This is a genomic window from Dyadobacter sp. CY347, assembly GCF_021502655.1.
Taxonomy (GTDB): Bacteria; Bacteroidota; Bacteroidia; order Cytophagales; family Spirosomataceae; genus Dyadobacter.
Genome location: NZ_JAKFFT010000007.1, coordinates 1 through 18,093, shown reverse-complemented (window position 1 = coordinate 18,093; position 18,093 = coordinate 1). Strand labels below are relative to the sequence as shown.

At 46.1% G+C, this 18,093-nt stretch carries 16 protein-coding genes; 8 read left to right on the top strand and 8 right to left on the bottom strand.

Features of this window, described 5'->3' with window-relative positions:
- Positions 1–57: 57 nt before the first annotated feature.
- Positions 58–741 (bottom strand): TVP38/TMEM64 family protein, encoded by a 684-nt coding sequence (locus L0659_RS15800; protein ID WP_235127471.1) that lies wholly within the window; start codon positions 739–741, stop codon positions 58–60.
- A gap of 86 nt (positions 742–827) precedes the next feature.
- Between L0659_RS15800 and L0659_RS15795 the strand changes: the two genes are divergently transcribed.
- Together L0659_RS15795 and L0659_RS15790 are read left to right on the top strand one after the other, a co-directional pair.
- Positions 828–1,973 carry a cystathionine gamma-synthase gene (locus L0659_RS15795; protein ID WP_235127470.1) on the top strand — a complete coding sequence of 382 codons (1,146 nt, stop codon included), beginning with the start codon at positions 828–830 and terminating at the stop codon, positions 1,971–1,973.
- 75 nt (positions 1,974–2,048) lie between these two features.
- Entirely contained in the window at positions 2,049–2,402 is a 354-nt protein-coding gene (locus tag L0659_RS15790) for a DUF3127 domain-containing protein (RefSeq protein WP_235127468.1), read from the top strand.
- 77 nt (positions 2,403–2,479) lie between these two features.
- Here the strand turns inward: L0659_RS15790 and L0659_RS15785 are convergent, their stop codons facing one another.
- The 4 genes from L0659_RS15785 to L0659_RS15770 form a co-directional block, all read right to left on the bottom strand.
- The gene (locus L0659_RS15785; RefSeq protein ID WP_235127467.1) at positions 2,480–3,133 is read right to left on the bottom strand and encodes a helix-turn-helix domain-containing protein; all 654 of its coding nucleotides are present in this window, start codon (positions 3,131–3,133) and stop codon (positions 2,480–2,482) included.
- A gap of 189 nt (positions 3,134–3,322) precedes the next feature.
- The gene (locus tag L0659_RS15780) at positions 3,323–3,544 is read right to left on the bottom strand and encodes a DUF2795 domain-containing protein (RefSeq protein ID WP_013927448.1); all 222 of its coding nucleotides are present in this window, start codon (positions 3,542–3,544) and stop codon (positions 3,323–3,325) included.
- 159 nt (positions 3,545–3,703) lie between these two features.
- Positions 3,704–4,081: a type II toxin-antitoxin system HigA family antitoxin gene (locus L0659_RS15775; RefSeq protein WP_235127465.1), complete on the bottom strand. Its 378-nt coding sequence runs from the start codon at positions 4,079–4,081 to the stop codon at positions 3,704–3,706.
- 5 nt (positions 4,082–4,086) lie between these two features.
- Complete coding sequence (locus tag L0659_RS15770) at positions 4,087–4,383, bottom strand: type II toxin-antitoxin system HigB family toxin (protein ID WP_235127463.1); 297 nt, start codon at positions 4,381–4,383, stop codon at positions 4,087–4,089.
- A gap of 131 nt (positions 4,384–4,514) precedes the next feature.
- Here L0659_RS15770 and L0659_RS15765 point away from each other — a divergent pair, with 131 nt between their 5' ends.
- The 4 genes from L0659_RS15765 (at position 4,515) to L0659_RS15750 (ending at position 8,816) form a co-directional block, all read left to right on the top strand.
- Complete coding sequence (locus L0659_RS15765) at positions 4,515–5,243, top strand: copper homeostasis protein CutC (protein ID WP_235127461.1); 729 nt, start codon at positions 4,515–4,517, stop codon at positions 5,241–5,243.
- 42 nt (positions 5,244–5,285) lie between these two features.
- The gene (locus L0659_RS15760) at positions 5,286–7,733 is read left to right on the top strand and encodes a penicillin acylase family protein (RefSeq protein WP_235127459.1); all 2,448 of its coding nucleotides are present in this window, start codon (positions 5,286–5,288) and stop codon (positions 7,731–7,733) included.
- A 5-nt stretch (positions 7,734–7,738) separates the two neighbouring features.
- On the top strand, positions 7,739–8,098 hold the full coding sequence (locus tag L0659_RS15755) for a hypothetical protein (RefSeq protein ID WP_235127458.1): 360 nt from the start codon (positions 7,739–7,741) through the stop codon (positions 8,096–8,098).
- Positions 8,099–8,195: 97 nt separating this feature from the next.
- Complete coding sequence (locus L0659_RS15750) at positions 8,196–8,816, top strand: OmpH family outer membrane protein (protein WP_235127456.1); 621 nt, start codon at positions 8,196–8,198, stop codon at positions 8,814–8,816.
- Between the two features lie 129 nt (positions 8,817–8,945).
- Here the strand turns inward: L0659_RS15750 and L0659_RS15745 are convergent, their stop codons facing one another.
- The 3 genes from L0659_RS15745 to L0659_RS15735 form a co-directional block, all read right to left on the bottom strand.
- Positions 8,946–9,698, bottom strand: coding sequence for a succinate dehydrogenase/fumarate reductase iron-sulfur subunit (locus tag L0659_RS15745; RefSeq protein WP_235128047.1), 753 nt, complete (start codon positions 9,696–9,698; stop codon positions 8,946–8,948).
- 116 nt (positions 9,699–9,814) lie between these two features.
- Positions 9,815–11,803: a fumarate reductase/succinate dehydrogenase flavoprotein subunit gene (locus L0659_RS15740; protein ID WP_235127455.1), complete on the bottom strand. Its 1,989-nt coding sequence runs from the start codon at positions 11,801–11,803 to the stop codon at positions 9,815–9,817.
- Between the two features lie 60 nt (positions 11,804–11,863).
- A complete protein-coding gene (locus L0659_RS15735) occupies positions 11,864–12,535 on the bottom strand; it encodes a succinate dehydrogenase cytochrome b subunit (RefSeq protein WP_255727370.1) in 672 nt (223 codons plus the stop codon).
- A gap of 221 nt (positions 12,536–12,756) precedes the next feature.
- Between L0659_RS15735 and L0659_RS15730 the strand changes: the two genes are divergently transcribed.
- Together L0659_RS15730 and L0659_RS15725 are read left to right on the top strand one after the other, a co-directional pair.
- Positions 12,757–15,645: a gliding motility-associated C-terminal domain-containing protein gene (locus tag L0659_RS15730; RefSeq protein ID WP_235127453.1), complete on the top strand. Its 2,889-nt coding sequence runs from the start codon at positions 12,757–12,759 to the stop codon at positions 15,643–15,645.
- 214 nt (positions 15,646–15,859) lie between these two features.
- The coding region (locus L0659_RS15725) for a gliding motility-associated C-terminal domain-containing protein (RefSeq protein ID WP_235127451.1) at positions 15,860–18,093 on the top strand (2,234 nt) is incomplete at its 3' end.

Here is an 18,093-nt window from a genome sequence, read left to right as displayed (position 1 = left end):
ATCCTTTTATTGTACGATATTACCAAAGGATGACGGCTATTAAAAAGTGCAATGTGATTATTCTACTATCTTCTTGTCTTTAAAAAAATATCCAATGCCGATTGTGGAAACGACGATAAGCAGGATCAAAATGATTTTAGTGGCTAAACCTTCATTGGGATGTTCCAGAAGATAACGAATGTCACGCGCTTCACGCCCTGCCCAAACGGCTAAAACCGTACGCGGGATCATTCCGAGCGTCCCGCCAGCCAGCACTTGCTTGAACCGCGCGCCGGCCATCGCGAAGAATAGATTGGTGATGGCGAAAGGCAAAACGGGGGAAAGTTTAGCAAAAAATATGAGCCGCAATTCGTTTTGATAAAATCTGCGGAGCAGCGAATTTACTTGCGGGTAAACCTGAACAAGATAGCTGCGGATCGAAGAAGCATGCAGGAAATTGGCGGATGCATAGATGATGGCAATAGCGCCCAAATTCAGTCCAAAAAGCAATGGTAATGCAGTCCAGCCCAAGAAATATCCGTAAACCAAGGCTAGAAATGTGGGCGGTGTGAGGGCAACAGAGGAGGCCAATGTTAATATCAGCGTGGCAATCACCCAGTATTCAAATGGCCAGTTGCGTAACAAAACTTCGTTGCTGATCGCCCAGGCTGTTGCTATGGAGGTCGTAACAAGCGGAACGACAGTCAGTAATATGCTTACAATGACTGGTAATGACAATTTTTTGGGGGAGGACGTCTCCAATGTTCTTCCGTTTAAAATTTTACTACGTTCCGCGTATAACGATAACCACTTGTTTGGTTAAAAGGTTTTTCCTAATCTTGATCAATATGAAATTCGCAACAAAAGCCATACATGCCGGCGTGGAGCCGGACCCGACCACCGGCGCCATTATGACGCCCATTTACCAAACGTCCACCTACGTGCAGGAAAGCCCGGGCAAGCACAAAGGCTACGAATATTCGAGAACGCATAATCCCACGCGAACCGCCCTGCAAAAAGCATTGGCAGCATTAGAAAACGGCAAACACGGAATCTGCTACGCCTCCGGACTCGCCGCCACCGACGCGGTGCTGAAACTTTACAAGCCCGGCGACGAGATCATCGCGACCAACGACATTTACGGAGGAACATATCGCATTATGAAGCGGATCTTCGAGCCGTTTGGAATGGTTTTCAAATTCGTGGATATGAGTAATGTGGCCAATGTGAAAGCTGCCATCTCAGAAAAAACAAAAATGATATGGATCGAAACGCCCACCAATCCGCTGCTTAAAATCGTTGACATTCAAGCGATTACAAGCCTATGCAGGGAAAGAGAAATCCAAAGCGTTGTCGATAACACATTTGCATCGCCATATCTCCAAAATCCGTTGGATATGGACGCCGACATGGTCATGCATTCGGTTACAAAATATTTGGGCGGACATTCAGACACCGTCATGGGCGCGCTCGTAACGAACGATGACGAATTGGCCAAACAATTGGCATTCATTCAAAATGCAAGCGGCGCGGTTCCGGGTCCGCAGGATTGTTTTTTGGTTTTGAGGGGAATAAAAACATTGCATATCCGCATGCAAAGACATTGTGAGAACGCTTTGGAAGTGGCCAAGTGGCTCGAAGCACATCCGAAAGTGGGCAAGGTTTATTATCCAGGCCTGCCTTCACACCCATCGCACGAGCTGGCAGGGAAGCAAATGCGCGGTTATGGCGGCATGTTATCATTTGAATTAAAAGGCGATGTGTACGAAGAAGCCGTGCGCGTCATGGAAAATCTGGAAGTTTTTTCCCTCGGCGAATCATTAGGCGGCGTGGAATCGCTTTGCACACATCCCGCAAGCATGACGCACGCAAGCATTCCAAAAGAAGAAAGGCTCAAAACAGGCTTGAAAGAGACATTAATACGCCTGAGCGTAGGAATTGAAGACGTGGAAGACCTCATCGCCGATCTGGAACAAGCCATCGGGCACGTTTGAAATGGCTTTGCAATCAAGGTTCAAAAACGTTACTTTTGACATCACATTTTTTTCAGGCACTAAAATATAATTGTAATGGAATTAACAGGAACGGTCATCGCTTTGCTTCCCGAAGTAACAGGCCAGGGAAAGAACGGAGCTTGGCGTAAGCAAGAATTTATTCTTGAAATCCCTTCTCAATATCCAAAAAAGGTTTGTATAGCGCTTTGGGGTGATAAAATTGATCAGTCAAATTTGCAGATTAATGATCAGGTGACTGCATCCATCGACGTGGAAAGCCGCGAATACAATTCCCGCTGGTATACAGAGGTGAAAGCATGGAAAATAGACAAAGCAGGAAGCGGCAATCCGGGTTCAAACTCAGGAGGCCAGCCATTGCCACCGGTTACAACATTCAGCGAAGACGAATCCGACGATCTTCCATTCTAATTGACATAGTAATTCCCGGCTTAGCGGGTTTGTTTTTGATAAAACACGCAGAGCCGGGAATTTTTATGATTTAGAATCTAATTGGATTGGTAAGACATTGACATGGTAAACTTATCGAGCATTTCGTGCGGATGCACTTCCAAAATTCTCGCCAGCACCATAACAACCAGTGTATTAGAAGCAATTTTGCGGGGAATGCCGGCGAATGTTGCGAAAAGATCAACAGTAACTGACTCTTTTTCGTCCAAAAGCTTCATCAGCTTCTCCTCCTTATCACCATATTGAAAACGGATATCGCGCTCGCCTCTTCCCCTGCGCATGATTTCCTTCATTTCCCTGCTCGCCTGGATTGATTTGTCCTCCACACGGATATAAGCCTGCCGGTTTCCAGTGTTGTCCACCACATAATGCGGCTTATCGATGCTCCTGGGAATAGTTAACACCAACACATCGCGGTCCGGACTTACCGGGATCCTTTCTTTTTTGTAGCTGATTTTGGGATAAATGTACTTGTCGATGGCCTTAGTAAGCGAGTACTCATCTTCCTCCGCATCTTTAAGGCCTTTAATCGTTTTGTCGTCTCCCACCCCGACGAAGAGTTTTCCACCACCGGAGTTGGCAAATGCGACAACCTCACGGACAATCTTTTCCGGGTGATTGGATTTCAATTTGAATTCCACATGTTCACCCTCCCCTTTCTTAACCAACTCTTTCAACAATCGAAGCTCCATCGGTTGGAATGGATAGATATCTGAATTATGACAAAATCACTTTGGGTAACTTCCTCGTCTTTCTACTTGATAACGCTAACAATTTACATTCCTTTTGTCAGATTAAAAAAATAATGAACGGCGGATTCTGTAAAAGTTTCGGGCATGATCATAAAAAAAACGGCACTGGTGAGGTGCCGTCTCCTTTATCTAGTATTCATCTTCGTTGAAAAAGAAATCGTCTTTGGTGGGGTAATCAGGCCAAATTTCTTCAATGCTTTCATAAGGCTGACCGTCATCTTCAAGCTCCTGTAGGTTTTCAACTACTTCTAACGGAGCGCCTGTTCTGATTGCAAAGTCAATTAGCTCGTCTTTGGTAGCTGGCCAGGGAGCATCTTCAAGATATGACGCGAGTTCGAGAGTCCAGTACATAATATTTTCGCCTATTAATAGTTACTTACTTTTCTGCAAAAGTAAAAAATTTGACATCTTTTAAAAGCTTAAAGCGAAAAAAAACAAAAATAATTGCTTCCCTCAAAATTTAATTTTCCCACAAATATTAATGCACTATTTACCAGCCAGTTACAATATTCAAGAAGCCAATAAAGTCGCAGCAGATATGCCTAAACCTTTGTGTATCCTTCTGATCATTTCAAGCGTGAGCGGCCGTTTCCTGTTTAGCACTTCTGATACGCGACTGGCGCTTCCGAAATAGTCTACCAGATCTTTTTTCTTCAATCCATTCTCCTCCATTTTAAGCTTGATCGCCTCCACAGGGTCTGGCGGCTCGATAGCAAAATGCACCGATTCATAATCCTCAACTATTATAGAGATCAATTCAAGCAGTTCTTCCTCAGGGCTGTTTTCCGTGCAGTCCACCAATGAATCAATGAGTTTGAGATAAGCCCTGTAATCCTCATCCGAATGAATCGGTTTCAGCTCAGACTTAATTTGTTGTATCGTTTTCATGAACGTCAAATATTTTTAATGTCTTTAATTTGGTCGTACTCTTTGTGTGTTCCAAGGAAGCGAATGAAAGCCCATTGCAGGTTATATCTGAACAGCACGATCAGCCTGTATTTGTTATGGCAGATATTAAAAACGACTCTGTTATTTCCTACCGTATCGCTTTTCGGATTTTCTGCAATCACCTCATTTGGTGAAGAATAGTTTGCGTTTCTGATCTTATCGTGCCAATATTTAAGTTCTTGTTCCGCATCCGGATACTTTTCCCAAAACGCTCTTAATGTTCCTTTTGTAATAATTCTCACCGGCACACTATTAAATTCCCAAATTGGTAACAACTATACAAATATGGTAATATTAATGGGTAACGCAAGTCTTGCCTCTTCAATCCTGAAAACCTTTTTGTAATTTTCCCAATCATTATAAAAGCAATCATATGACCATTGAAGTTTGCGCTTATTCGTTAGAATCTTGTATTAATGCACAGGCTGGCGGCGCAGGGAGGATTGAATTGTGTGGCGGACTGGGCGAAGGCGGGACGACGCCGAGCGCAGGTTTAATAGAATTGGTAAGACAGCATATTGATATAGATATTTTTGTCATGATCCGGCCCCGGGGCGGCGATTTCGTCTATGATATTTTCGAGGAAGAGATTATGAGGAAAGACATTGACCTCGCTAAGAAATTAGGTGCAAATGGCGTGGTATTAGGCATTTTAACGAGCGATGGTCAGGTGGATGTTGCACGTACGAAGTCACTCGTAGAGCATGCCAAACCCATGAAAGTGACTTTCCACCGCGCATTTGACCTCACACCGGATCCTATCAAAGCACTAAAAGCAGTGATTGAAACGGGCGCCGAGCGCATTTTAACTTCCGGACAAAAACCAAATGCAGTAGAAGGCATTGCTCTGCTGGAACAACTTGCAAAAGAAGCGGGTGATTCCATTGAAATTATGGCCGGGGCAGGCGTCAATCACAATAATGCAGCCCAATTGGCAGCAGCTGGCGTGCATTCGCTGCATCTGACAGCCAAAGCATTCCGCCCGGGCAGACAAAAATATTTCCCTGCAGACATCTCCATGGCAGGTGGCATTCCCGACGAACATTCGGTGATGTATGCGGATCTGGCTCTGGTTGAAGCCATTGTGCAAGTAGTTTCCTGATGACGCGCGGCTTTTAAAATTGCGCCACCCAATTCTCCCTCTATGAAGTATCTGAAAGCTTTTGTTTCACTCGCTGCGACAATTTGCCTTGTTTATTTCCTCAACAAGCCGCTCAGCCCGGCTCCGGCATTAGGGCCTTTTCTGAGTCCTTTTACAGGATTTGGGCAAAATGGCGATCAGGTTATTGCAAAAGAAGGAGAAACAATCCTCAAACTCAGCGGACTGAAAGATGAGGTGACGATCCGCTACGACGACTCCGGCGTAGCGCACATTTTTGCGAAAAATAATTTTGACCTTTTCTACGCCCAGGGTTTTGTAACGGCCAAGGACCGGCTCTGGCAAATGGACTTGCAAATCCGCGCTGCCTCAGGCCGGCTTTCCGAAGTGCTCGGGAAAGCAACCTTGCAACTGGACCAGCAGAGCCGTCGGCTGGGAATGGGTTATGGTGCCGAAGCCAACATAAAGGTAGCCATGAAAGACCCGCATTCAAAGGAAGCATTGCTCGGTTACACGGCGGGCGTGAATGCCTACATTGATCAGCTTGCGCCGAAAGATTATCCTATTGAGTTCAAATTGCTGGGCTATAAGCCAGAAGCATGGAAGCCGATCAACACCATGTATATGCTGGAACAGATGACATTAACATTGGCCGGGCGTTCCAATGAGCTCAATATGAGCAATGTCCTCAAAAAATACGGAGAGAAAGTGGTCAATGACCTTTTTCCCGATTATCCCATGTTCCAGGAAAGCCCTGTAATCCCTGCGGGAACTGCGTGGGATTTTGAGCCGCTCCCTACTCCCGGGAAACCTAATACTCTTCCCAACGGCGATAGTATTGCCCAATTCAAGAAAATCCCTGGTGCATTAACGCAACGGGAAGCGAAACAGGAAGGAATCGGCAGTAATAACTGGGCCGTAAGCGCTGAGAAATCGATTACGGGCTATCCTATCCTCGCCAATGATCCGCACCTTGAACTGACATTGCCCTCTATCTGGTATCAGGTGCAGCTGCATTCTCCTTCCATGAATGTATATGGCGTGTCGCTTCCGGGCATTCCGAGTGTCATTATTGGTTTTAACCAGCATGTAGCCTGGGGCGTTACCAATACGGATGCCGACGTTTTTGATTTATATAAAATAAAATACAAAGACGATTCACGGACACAATACTGGCATGATAATCAGTGGAAACCCACAAAAAAGCGCATTGAATCCATCCTCATAAAAGGACAAAAAGAACCACTTAAAGAAGAAGTCATTTACACGCATCACGGGCCGGTTACGGAGACGGACAACAGGTCCGGAAAATATCCTGAACTCGCAGTAAAATGGATCGGACATGAGGCTGGAAACAGCTTCCTGACATTCTATGAGCTGAATAAAGCCAAAAACTACGACGATTACCGGAAGGCGCTGACCTATTATGTTGGGCCTGCACAGAATTTCGTGTTTGCCGATAACAGCAAGAACATTGCACTGACAGTCAACGGAAAGCTGCCTTTGAAATATAAAGAACAGGGCAAATTTGTCCTGGACGGCTCCAATCCAGGCGATGACTGGCAGGGCTGGATCCCGGCGGAGCAGAACCCTTATGTGAAAAATCCGAAAAGAGGCTTCGTAAGCAGCGCAAATCAATCGTCCACAGATCCTTCCTATCCATATTTTATCAATTGGGTCTTCGCACCTACGGAACGCGGCGTGCGCATTAATGAGCGCCTGAAAGCGATGACAAATGCCAATGCAGATAGTTTGAGAATGTTGCAAAACGACAATTTCAGTGTTTTGGCAAGAAACATTTTACCTAAATTATTGCAGACATTGAAATCTGTAACATTGACACCAGCTCAAAAGGCAGCAGCGATCACATTGGCTAACTGGAATTACCAAAACACGCCGGAATCGGTTGCAACGTCTATTTTTGAGGAATGGATGCCACTCTTGCAGGCGAAGATATGGAACGACGAATTTGGCGAAAACCTGGAATATCCCACACGCGACCGAACATTATATATGATTATCAATGAACCTGATAAAAAATGGTTCGATAACATTACCACGCCTGAAAAGGAAACATTGACCGACGTTACCGCAGCCAGCTTCAAAGCCGCGCTCGACACATTAACCACCCGCCACGGACCTATGAGCCAATCGTGGCAATGGGCGAAGGTGAAAGGGACGGAAATCAGGCATTTGAGCAGAAGCCTTAAACCATTCAATGCGCCAGCATTGAAAGTAGGCGGTGGCCGGAGCATTGTCAATGCCATTACCAAGCGCAACGGGCCTTCCTGGCGCATGGTTGTGGAACTCGGGCCGGTTCCAAGGGCTTATGGCATATATCCCGGCGGGCAGTCGGGGAATCCGGGGAGTCCTTATTATTTGAATTTGTTAAAAAAATGGGAAAATGGTGAGCTTAATGAGCTCATTTACCTGCTCGAACCATCCCAAAAGCATCCGCGTATGACATCCAGTGTGAAGCTTCAAAAACCGTAATCCTCATGAATTTCCTGATTATATTATTGGTGACCGCATTGCTGCAAATTTTCGCCCCGTGGTGGGTTATCGCCATCGTGCCGTTTTTGGTTTTCGTAATCAGGCAAAGCAATGCCGCCAATGCATTCTGGACAGGATTTGCGGCTGTTGGGTTATTATGGATGGCTTATGGCTTTTATTTACACTTCATCTCCGACGGCGCCATGTCCGACCGGATAGCAGGCATATTTTCGTTGCCAAATGGCATTTTGCTCCTGCTGGTTTCAGCATTAACAGGCGGATTAACGGGCGGATTAGCCGGATTATCAGGTCAGCTGGTTCGCAGGCTATTCATTCCTGGCCCGTCAAGAAGCATATCTTTATAAAACTTACCGTAAATGTTACACAGGGGCTGATATTCATTGTACTTAAACACAAATTATTATCTTTGCGGCTCGTTCAAAAAATCAAAACTCAAAAAACGTGAACAACAATACTTCATTAATTTGGAACATCGTGCTTTCCCTGGCTGTGGCGGTGTTATTCTTTTTACATTTTTCAGGTAAGCCTTCGGGAGATGCAGGTGTAGCAGCAGATGGTGGCGTAGTAGCAGGCCGTAAAACTGTGTATGTTCAGGTTGATTCTTTGTTGAAAAACTACGAATTCTTTAAGGATACGAGAAAAGAGCTGGAAAATAAAAACTTCCAATTGGAAAATGAATTGAATACAAAAGGCCGTTCATTGCAGAATGAAGTTCAGTTTTTTCAGCAGAGAGCACAAACAATGACGCCGGAGCAGGCACGCTCGACAGAGGCGCAATTGATGAAAAAACAGCAGGATTTAGTTGCTTACCGCGACCAGTCTGCACAAGCATTGGGCCAGGAAGAGGCTAAGAAAAACGAGGAGCTTTACAAAAACATCCGTTCTTACATTGAGAAATACAACAAAGAGAATGGTTTTGAATATGTGCTTGGTTACTCGCTGGGCGGCGGGATTTTGTTTGCTAATCCATCATTGGATGTAACACAAAAGATCCTTGACGGCCTGAACAAAGAATACAAAGGAAGCAATGCTTCAAAAGCGGATTCTACAAAGAAGAAGTAAGCGCAATATAATGTATCAAAAAAAGCAGGCCGCTAATGAATTAGCGGCCTGCTTTTTTATGTGCTATGGTTTAAAAAACCTTGTATCTGAATGCGCTCAATCATTTAATAATGTTTGAGAACACTAATGCTAAACGGCAGAAGATGAAAGCTTCGCACCTATATATTCACGGTTCATACGGGCAATGTTTTCCTGTCCGATCTCCTTAGGACATTCAGCAGAGCATGCGCCGGTGTTCGTACAGTTTCCAAATCCTTCTGCATCCATTTGCGCGACCATTTTCTCTGCACGAATCGTTCTTTCCGCCTGTCCTTGTGGAAGTAATGCCAGTTGAGATATTTTCGCAGAAACAAAAAGCATTGCAGACGCATTCTTACAAGCTGCTACGCAAGCACCGCAAGCGATACATGCCGCTGCTGCAAATGCTTCATCCGCAGCTATTTTTGGAATCGGAAGGCTGTTGGCATCCTGTGCATTCCCAGTGTTTACCGAAACAAAACCACCCGCAGAAATCACTCTGTCGAAAGCATCGCGGTCAACAACCAGGTCTTTAATGACCGGAAACGCCTCCGCTCTCCACGGCTCTACAACGATGGTATCACCGTCATTGAACGAGCGCATGTGCAATTGACAAGTCGTAACGCCTTTTAATGGTCCGTGAGCCCTTCCATTGATATACATGGAACACATTCCACAGATCCCTTCGCGGCAATCGTGGTCAAATGCTACCGGCTCTTTGCCCTCCTCGATCAGTTGCTCATTGAGGACGTCAAACATTTCCAGAAACGACATATCCGGGGATACATGGTCCAGACTGTAATTTTCAAAATCTCCTTTTGTATTGCTATTGCTTTGTCTCCAGACTTTAAGCTTAATATGCATGTTATCTGCACTCATTGTTGTAATAGTTAACGGTCAATGATTAACCAATAATATTGAAACAAGCTGATAGCCAGCTGCAAACGATCACTGATCGCATGCCGACAGCCATACGGCTTCTATTTATAACTCCTTTGGGCAATCTTAATATTTTCGTAAATCAACTCCTCTTTATGAAGCTCCCATTCCTCCTGCGCCTTATGCTCCCAAGCCGACACAAACATGAAGTTATCATCATCACGCAATGCTTCCCCTTCTTCTGTCTGATGCTCCTCGCGGAAGTGACCGCCGCAAGATTCTTCACGCGTTAATGCATCAATGCACATTAACTCACCCAGTTCAATGAAGTCGGCAACACGGCCGGCTTTATCCAATTCAGGATTGAATTCATCCTTGCTCCCCATAACTTTCACATCTCTCCAGAATTCCTTGCGAAGCTCCCGGATCTCCATGATCGCTTGCTTCAAACCCTGCTCATTACGCGCCATGCCACATTTATCCCACATAATCTTGCCAAGGCGACGGTGGAATAATTCAGGAGAAGTTTTTCCCTGGATCGATAACAATGTATCAATGCGGTCTTTCACTTCTTTCTCAACCTTTACAAATTCCGGATGGTCCGTTGGAATTTTACCTGTTCCAATTTCTTTCGCGAGATAAGCACCAATGGTATAAGGAATTACAAAATAACCATCCGCAAGCCCCTGCATCAAAGCCGAAGCGCCCAGGCGGTTTGCACCGTGATCTGAGAAGTTAGCTTCACCCAATGCATATAACCCAGGCACTGTGGTCATCAGGTTGTAATCCACCCAAAGTCCGCCCATTGTATAATGTACTGCAGGATAGATACGCATCGGCACCTCGTACGGATCTTCACCCGTGATTTGCTTATACATATCGAACAGGTTACCGTATTTTTCTTTTACAACAGCCTTACCCCAAGCCGTAATATCTTCCTTGGATGCGTTTGCAATGTTGTTCTTATTTGCTTCTCCTCTTCCGTAACGTTCCACGGCAGCCGCGAAGTCAAGGAAAACAGCCAGTTTGGATGATCCTACGCCATATCCGGCATCACATCTTTCCTTGGCAGCGCGGGAAGCAATATCACGCGGAACCAGGTTACCAAATGCAGGGTAACGACGTTCAAGGTAATAATCTCTTTCTTCCTCGGGAATCTCGTTTCCGGGACGCGTATCATTTTTTGCCTTTGGCACCCAGATCCGCCCGTCATTACGAAGCGATTCGGACATCAAAGTCAGTTTCGACTGGTGCTCTCCTGAAACAGGAATACAAGTCGGGTGAATCTGTGTAAAGCAAGGATTGCCGAAATACGCTCCTTTCTTATGTGCCTTCCAAGCAGCAGTAACATTGCTGCCCATTGCATTCGTTGATAAGTAGAATACGTTCCCGTAACCACCGGTGCAAAGTAACACAGCATGGCCGCCGTGGCGCTCTATTTCTCCCGTAATAAGGTTTCTTGCAATGATACCACGGCATTTGCCATCGATATTGACCACATCCAGCATTTCGTGGCGGTTGTACATTTTCACGGTTCCCATGCCCACCTGGCGCTGCAAACCTGAATATGCACCCAGCAACAACTGCTGTCCGGTTTGTCCGGCGGCATAGAAAGTCCGCTGAACCTGTGTTCCACCGAACGATCGGTTAGAAAGCAAACCACCATATTCGCGTGCAAAAGGAACTCCTGCTGCAACGCATTGGTCAATAATATTTCCGGAAACCTCTGCAAGACGGTGCACATTGCCTTCTCTTGCGCGATAGTCACCTCCTTTAATTGTATCGTAAAAAAGACGGTAAACCGAGTCACCATCATTCTGGTAATTTTTCGCAGCATTGATCCCGCCCTGTGCAGCAATGGAGTGCGCACGACGTGGAGAATCCTGAAAACAGAATGCTTTAACCTTATAGCCCATTTCCGCAAGCGTGGCAGCAGCAGAAGCGCCCGCAAGACCTGTACCAACTACAATAATTTCAAGATTACGCTTATTGGCAGGGTTTACAAGAGGAACTGAAGACTTGTACTTACTCCATTTTGTTTCAATCGGCCCCTGTGGTATTTTGGCATCCAGACTAGATGAAGTTGCCATATATTGAATGTTATTTAATCAAAAAGTTAATTGAAAATAGCTGCGCTTAATTACAGCCTCTTAATAGACCCATCCCAGGTAAATGGAAATCGGCATCAAAGCAAATAAGATCGGGACAACAATAGAAAAAGCCGTTCCCAGAAAGTTGATCGCACCATTATACTTGATATGGTTCAGTCCCAATGTCTGAAATGCGCTTTTGAAACCGTGAAGCAAATGCCAGAATAGCGAAATGCAGCCCAGAACATAAATAAGCACGACAAGGGGATTTTGAAAAATATCCAGCATCATCTGGTAAAGGTTCAGCTCCTCACCTGTTGCAAACTGGTTGCTACGGTTAGGAATCCAGAAATGCGCTGTATGGATCACCAAAAATATCAGCAGCAATGTGCCCAGCAAGCCCATGCTCCGGGAATACCAGGTGCTGTTGGCCGAAGGTTTGTTCATTGCATATTTAATCGGACGGGCCTCGGAATTGTTTTTCCAAAGGATTAATCCATCCACAATGTGAACCAGGAAGCCAATGATCAACCCGATTTCAAGCGTGCGCACAATAGGGTTTGTACCCATAAAATGCCCCCAATGCGTAAAGGTTTCCCCTCCGTCATTGTAAAAAATCATAGCATTTATTGTGGCATGAATCACCAGAAAGCTTATCAAAAATAATCCGGTAAGAGCCATCAGAAGTTTCTTACCAATGGAGCTCGTTAACGTTTGTGAAAACCACGACATATGAAAAACGAATCGTTTTAGTGCAAAAAAATTAGGTATATTTAGAACCTTTCAAAGGTATATCACAAACCCATGCAAGGCAAAAAAACCTTTCCATTTTTGTAAAGCAGCTGATTATTTATAATCATTATTAAGAATTAGTTTGTATGTAAAAATCATACACATTTTTGGCCTTATTTTTCGTTCACCATTCTATAACGGCGATCCATTAATTTACTCGTATGCGTCCTTCTTTACGATTCCTCCCGATACTTTACTCATTACTCTTGCTATTTGCCGCTTTCAGTGCGCATGCAACGCATTTTCGGGCGGGAGAGATTACGGCCAGAAGGATTTCATCACTCACTTACGAAATACGTTTATCCGCTTATTTCGACGTTTCCGACCGTGGCAGGCAAGCTGCGGAGTCGGCCAATGACATTAACTTTTATTTCGGCAGCGAGGGTCCCAGAAAAGTCGACCGGATCAGGGCCACGATACGCAACATTGGAAATAACACCACTTTCAACGAGTATGTTACCACATTCACATTCCCGGCTGCCGGAACCTACGAGATCTCGGCCGAAATGGATAACCGGAATGCGAACACGCTGAATTTAAGAGACGGGGTGCAAACGGACGGAATTAATTTTTACGTGCATACGACGCTGGAAATCAACACAGCCATCGGCACCAACCAGACACCGGTTTTACTAAATGCACCCATTGACCTTGCGGCTGTGGGCCAACGATACATTCACAATCCCAATGCATTCGATGCGGACGGCGACAGCTTATCATTCAAATTATTTACACCCCAAAGCGGCGACGGAAGAGGAAACGGCCTGAACATTCCTTACAAAGATCCTAATATGGTAACCCCTCCGGGCAGAACGGAAGCCGGGGGAACTCCTGCTACATTCAGTATCGATGCCGTAACGGGGGATCTGGTCTGGGATGCGCCTGTAACCAAAGGCCAGTACAATGTTGCTTTCGTTGTGGAAGAATGGCGGGATGGCGTGCGGATCGGGCAGATTGTGCGCGATATGCAGATCCTTGTTGAAGATGCACGCAATGCAAGGCCGACCATTGACCCGCTCCCTGTGCTTTGCGTCGAGGCAGGAACACGGATTAATCAGCAGATTAAGGCTGTTGATAAGGATGGTAACCCATTGATTCTTACAAGTACGGGCGGGGTTTACCAAGGTTCATTGGTCAAACCGGCATTGGCTGCTTTCAATGTGGCTGCGCAGAATGCAGCGGGTCAGGTTACCGGGCAATTTGTATGGCAAACCGGCTGTGACCACATTCGTCTGGAACCTTATGACGTGCTTTTCAAAGTGGAGGATGCCCCGTCACCCGGCACAAACCCGAGCCTTTTCCGCAAGCTCGTGGATATGACCACGCTCAGTATTAAAGTTTATGGGCCCAAACCGCTCGGATTAAGTGCTGTCCTGGCCACAGACCCGGCCGGAACGGCTTACCGGCTCAACTGGAATTCCTACAAATGCCCCGTTCCGGGTGCTAGGATCGTTATTTACAGGCGGGAAGGCTGTTCAGATATTCCGGTTCAGGAGTGTTTGACAGGGATTCCAGCAGGATCTGGTTACGAAGAAATTGGAAGGGTTGCGGTGGATCAAACCACTTTTCTGGATAATAACAATGGTGATGGGCTTCGTGCAGGAATTTCTTACAGTTACAGGCTGGTTGTTGAATTCCCTCGCCCGGGGACGAATATTAATGAGCCTGGCAGTTTGGTAGGCGGTGGGGAAAGCATTGCATCCGACGAGTTCTGCTTGAATTTGCCGATGCTGGCTCCCGTTATTACCAATGTTACCGTTGATTCAACCAGTGAAACAAAAGGGGTTATCACCATCAAATGGACCAAACCTGCGGCATCATCAGGGCTTCCTGCACAATATCGCCTGTTCAGGGCAGTTGGACAAAATGGATCTGCATTTACACAAATTGCATCCATTAATACAAACCTTACCCCGGGCGCTGCCGACACGATCTTCGTGGACAGAAACCTGAACACATTAGCAAATGCATATAACTATAAGCTTGAATATTACGCTACACAAGGCGGGCAGCTGGTTAAAATGGACGACATTAAAACAGCCAGTTCAGTAAGACTGGAGCAAGGCGCCGCAGAGCCTAACCGCATCCGCTTGAACTGGTCGGCGCTGGTGCCGTGGGAGAATGGCAATCAAACACACCGCATTTACCGGGAAGATAAAAGGCGGCCGGGAACATTCAACCGCATTGCTGATGTGACCGTGCAAGGTCCGCAAACATTTACTTTTACAGATGATGGCTCGGACAAATATGCCGCAGATGGCACTGTGAACACAACCATTGTCAGCGATTCGACTTATTGTTACAAAGTAGAAACAGTGGGTTCCTATAACAACAGGCAGATCAAACCTGCTTTGCTATACAATTTTTCACAGATCCTGTGTATTTCATCATCCGACACAACCAAGCCTTGTCCGCCAGTCCTGGTTATTGACGTGCTGAACTGCGATTCTTTGCAGGCACATCCCGAAGCTTTCTGCGGACCAACGGGCCTGACCAATCATCTTTCATGGACTTACCCGAAATCCGTGGACGGAAAAGAATGCGACCCCAATGTTTCGGCATACCGCATTTACTATGCCCGCTATGAAGGTGACGCGCCCACATTGATCGCGACCGTAACCACGCCGCCATCGCCGCTGGCAACCACATTTGCGCACGAAGGACTGACTTCTTTTGCAGGATGCTATTATGTAACGGCTGTGAACCGGTTTGGTGCAGAAAGCGCCCCTAGCAACATTGTTTGCAAAGACAACTGCCCGATGTATGTGCTGCCCAATGTGTTTACGCCAAATGCTGACGGCAAAAACGATGTTTTTGAACCTTACGAATGTCCTGCTTTTGTACAGTCCCTGGAATTCAAAGCATTCAACAGATGGGGTGCCCAGGTGTTTACGACCAAGGATGTCAACATCAACTGGAACGGTAAAACCAATGGCGGAAAAGACCTGGCTGCCGGGCAATATTATTATGAAGTAACCATCTTCTTCGAATCTTCAAAAAGAGAAAGCACGCCTACCACGCTCAAAGGCTGGGTGCAGATCATCAGATAGCCCAAAGTTGTTACTTCCTTACGTTGTATTGCCATAGCACTAGTTTATGGCAATACATATATGATTTATAAACTTGTTTTGTAAGTTTACAAGAAGGGCTATTATATTACCTCCGCCTGCACACATTTTTATTTAAAATTTCGTTGAATTAATAGTTTGGCAGATGTTTTTCTGCCTTGACCTCTATCTAAAAAAGTTCGACTCTGATATATTTATGCGATCTGCTTTACGGTTATTATTATTTTCTTTTTTCCTGACTTTGCTGGGAATTGGCTTCGAAGCTAATGCAACGCACATCCGCGCGGGCGAGATTACAGCAAAACGGGTTTCTGCAACCTCCCTGACTTACGAGATCAAACTGACGGCATATTTCGATATGCAGAATGGTGAAGGCGCTGCCAATGCGCAGAACTTTGTCCAGTTCTATGTGGGCAGCAACGGCCCTATCGAAGCGCCGCGGATTTTGCCTATTATTAACATTGGAAACAACACCACCCAGAACGTTTACATTGTCCGGTATACATTCCCCTCAGCAGGAAAATTCAGGATTTCTTTTGAAGAGGACAACCGGAATAACGGCATCCTGAACATTGGTCCGCCACCTACACAAAATCTTAACTTTTACGTAAGCACCATTCTGGAAATCAATGCAAGTTTTGGCTTGAACCAAACTCCCGTGCTACTGAATGCGCCCATTGACCTTGCTGCGGTTGGACAACGTTATATTCATAATCCGAATGCATTTGATGCGGATGGGGACAGCCTTGCTTATCGCTTGTATACGCCGCAAAGAGGAACTTCAAATGGTGCAGGTGTTAATTTGCAATATGTAAATCCAAACCAGATCGGCGCTCCAGGACAGACCGAGAATGGCGCTTCTCCGGCTACTTTCGGCATTAACCGGCTCACGGGTGACTTAACCTGGGACGCTCCGGTGACAAAAGGTTATTACAATGTTGCGTTTGTAGTGGAAGAATGGCGCGATGGCGTGCTTATTGGCGAGATCGTGCGCGATATGCAGATCATTGTGGAAGATGCCCGTAACGACCGGCCGCGCGCAGAGCCTATTCCGGATATCTGCGTGGAAGCCGGAACGCTCATTAACCAGCAAATTAAGGCAACGGATAAAAACGGCGATAAGCTAAACCTTACTTCTACGGGCGGCGTGTATGAAAGGACATTGATCAGCCCGGAACTGGCCCGGTTTACGGTTCCACAACAATCGGGACTCGGCACAATCACGGGACAATTCACCTGGCAGACTTCGTGTAACCACATTCGTCTGGAGCCTTATGATGTGTTATTTAAAGTAGAAGACGCGCCCGGGGCAAATACCAATCCAAATTTGTTCCGAAAACTGGTGGATATGACCACGCTAAGCATTAAAGTCTATGGCCCAAAACCGCTCGGACTGCGCGCAGTTGAGGCCACAGACCCGGCCGGAACTGCTTATCGCCTGAACTGGACTTCTTACAAATGTCAGGTGGCAGGCGCAAGAATTGTTATTTACCGAAGAGAAGGTTGCGCTGATATTCCGGAAGATGTGTGTATAACGGGCATCCCGGCGGGATCTGGTTACGAAGAAGTGGGTAGGGTTGCAGTTAACCAAACTACATTTTTAGACAACAACAATGGCGACGGACTTCGTGCCGGCATTTCATACAGTTACAGGATTGTTGTTGAATTCCCACGTCCCGGTACCAATGTGAATGAACCCGGAAGCCTGATCGGCGGCGGGGAGAGCATTGCATCCGATGAGTTCTGCTTGAATTTGCCGATGCTGGCTCCTGTAATCACCAATGTTACCGTTGATTCAACCAGCGAAACAAAAGGGGTTATCACTATTAAATGGACCAAACCTGCGGCATCATCAGGGCTTCCTGCACAATATCGTCTGTTCAGGGCAGTAGGGCAAAATGGATCGGCATTCACACAAATTGCATCCATTAATACAAACCTTACCCCGGGCGCTGCCGACACAATCTTCGTGGACAGAAACCTGAACACATTAGCAAATGCTTATAACTACAAGCTCGAATATTACGCTACACAAGGCGGGCAGCTTGTTAAAATGGACGACATTAAAACGGCCAGCTCTGTAAGATTGGAACAAGGCGCTGCTGAGCCTAACCGCATCCGCCTGAACTGGTCGGCGCTGGTGCCGTGGGAGAATGGCAATCAAACACACCGCATTTACCGGGAAGACAAGAGGCGGCCCGGAACATTCAACCGCATTGCCGATGTGACCGTGCAAGGCCCGCAGACATTTACTTTTACAGATGATGGCTCGGACAAATATGCCGCAGATGGCACGGTAAACACAACCATTGTCAGCGATTCGACTTATTGTTACAAAGTAGAAACAGTGGGTTCCTATAACAACAGGCAGATCAAACCTGCTTTGCTATACAATTTTTCACAGATCCTGTGTATTTCATCATCCGACAC

Bases quoted from the DNA above. Each gene is read 5' to 3' on its own strand.
- L0659_RS15795 (WP_235127470.1), top strand. From the start codon at position 828: ATGAAATTCGCAACAAAAGCCATACATGCCGGCGTGGAGCCGGACCCG.
- L0659_RS15790 (WP_235127468.1), top strand. From the start codon at position 2,049: ATGGAATTAACAGGAACGGTCATCGCTTTGCTTCCCGAAGTAACAGGC.
- L0659_RS15785 (WP_235127467.1), bottom strand. From the start codon at position 3,133: ATGGAGCTTCGATTGTTGAAAGAGTTGGTTAAGAAAGGGGAGGGTGAA.
- L0659_RS15780 (WP_013927448.1), bottom strand. From the start codon at position 3,544: ATGTACTGGACTCTCGAACTCGCGTCATATCTTGAAGATGCTCCCTGG.
- L0659_RS15775 (WP_235127465.1), bottom strand. From the start codon at position 4,081: ATGAAAACGATACAACAAATTAAGTCTGAGCTGAAACCGATTCATTCG.
- L0659_RS15765 (WP_235127461.1), top strand. From the start codon at position 4,515: ATGACCATTGAAGTTTGCGCTTATTCGTTAGAATCTTGTATTAATGCA.
- L0659_RS15760 (WP_235127459.1), top strand. From the start codon at position 5,286: ATGAAGTATCTGAAAGCTTTTGTTTCACTCGCTGCGACAATTTGCCTT.
- L0659_RS15755 (WP_235127458.1), top strand. From the start codon at position 7,739: ATGAATTTCCTGATTATATTATTGGTGACCGCATTGCTGCAAATTTTC.
- L0659_RS15745 (WP_235128047.1), bottom strand. From the start codon at position 9,698: ATGCATATTAAGCTTAAAGTCTGGAGACAAAGCAATAGCAATACAAAA.
- L0659_RS15740 (WP_235127455.1), bottom strand. From the start codon at position 11,803: ATGGCAACTTCATCTAGTCTGGATGCCAAAATACCACAGGGGCCGATT.
- L0659_RS15735 (WP_255727370.1), bottom strand. From the start codon at position 12,535: ATGTCGTGGTTTTCACAAACGTTAACGAGCTCCATTGGTAAGAAACTT.
- L0659_RS15730 (WP_235127453.1), top strand. From the start codon at position 12,757: ATGCGTCCTTCTTTACGATTCCTCCCGATACTTTACTCATTACTCTTG.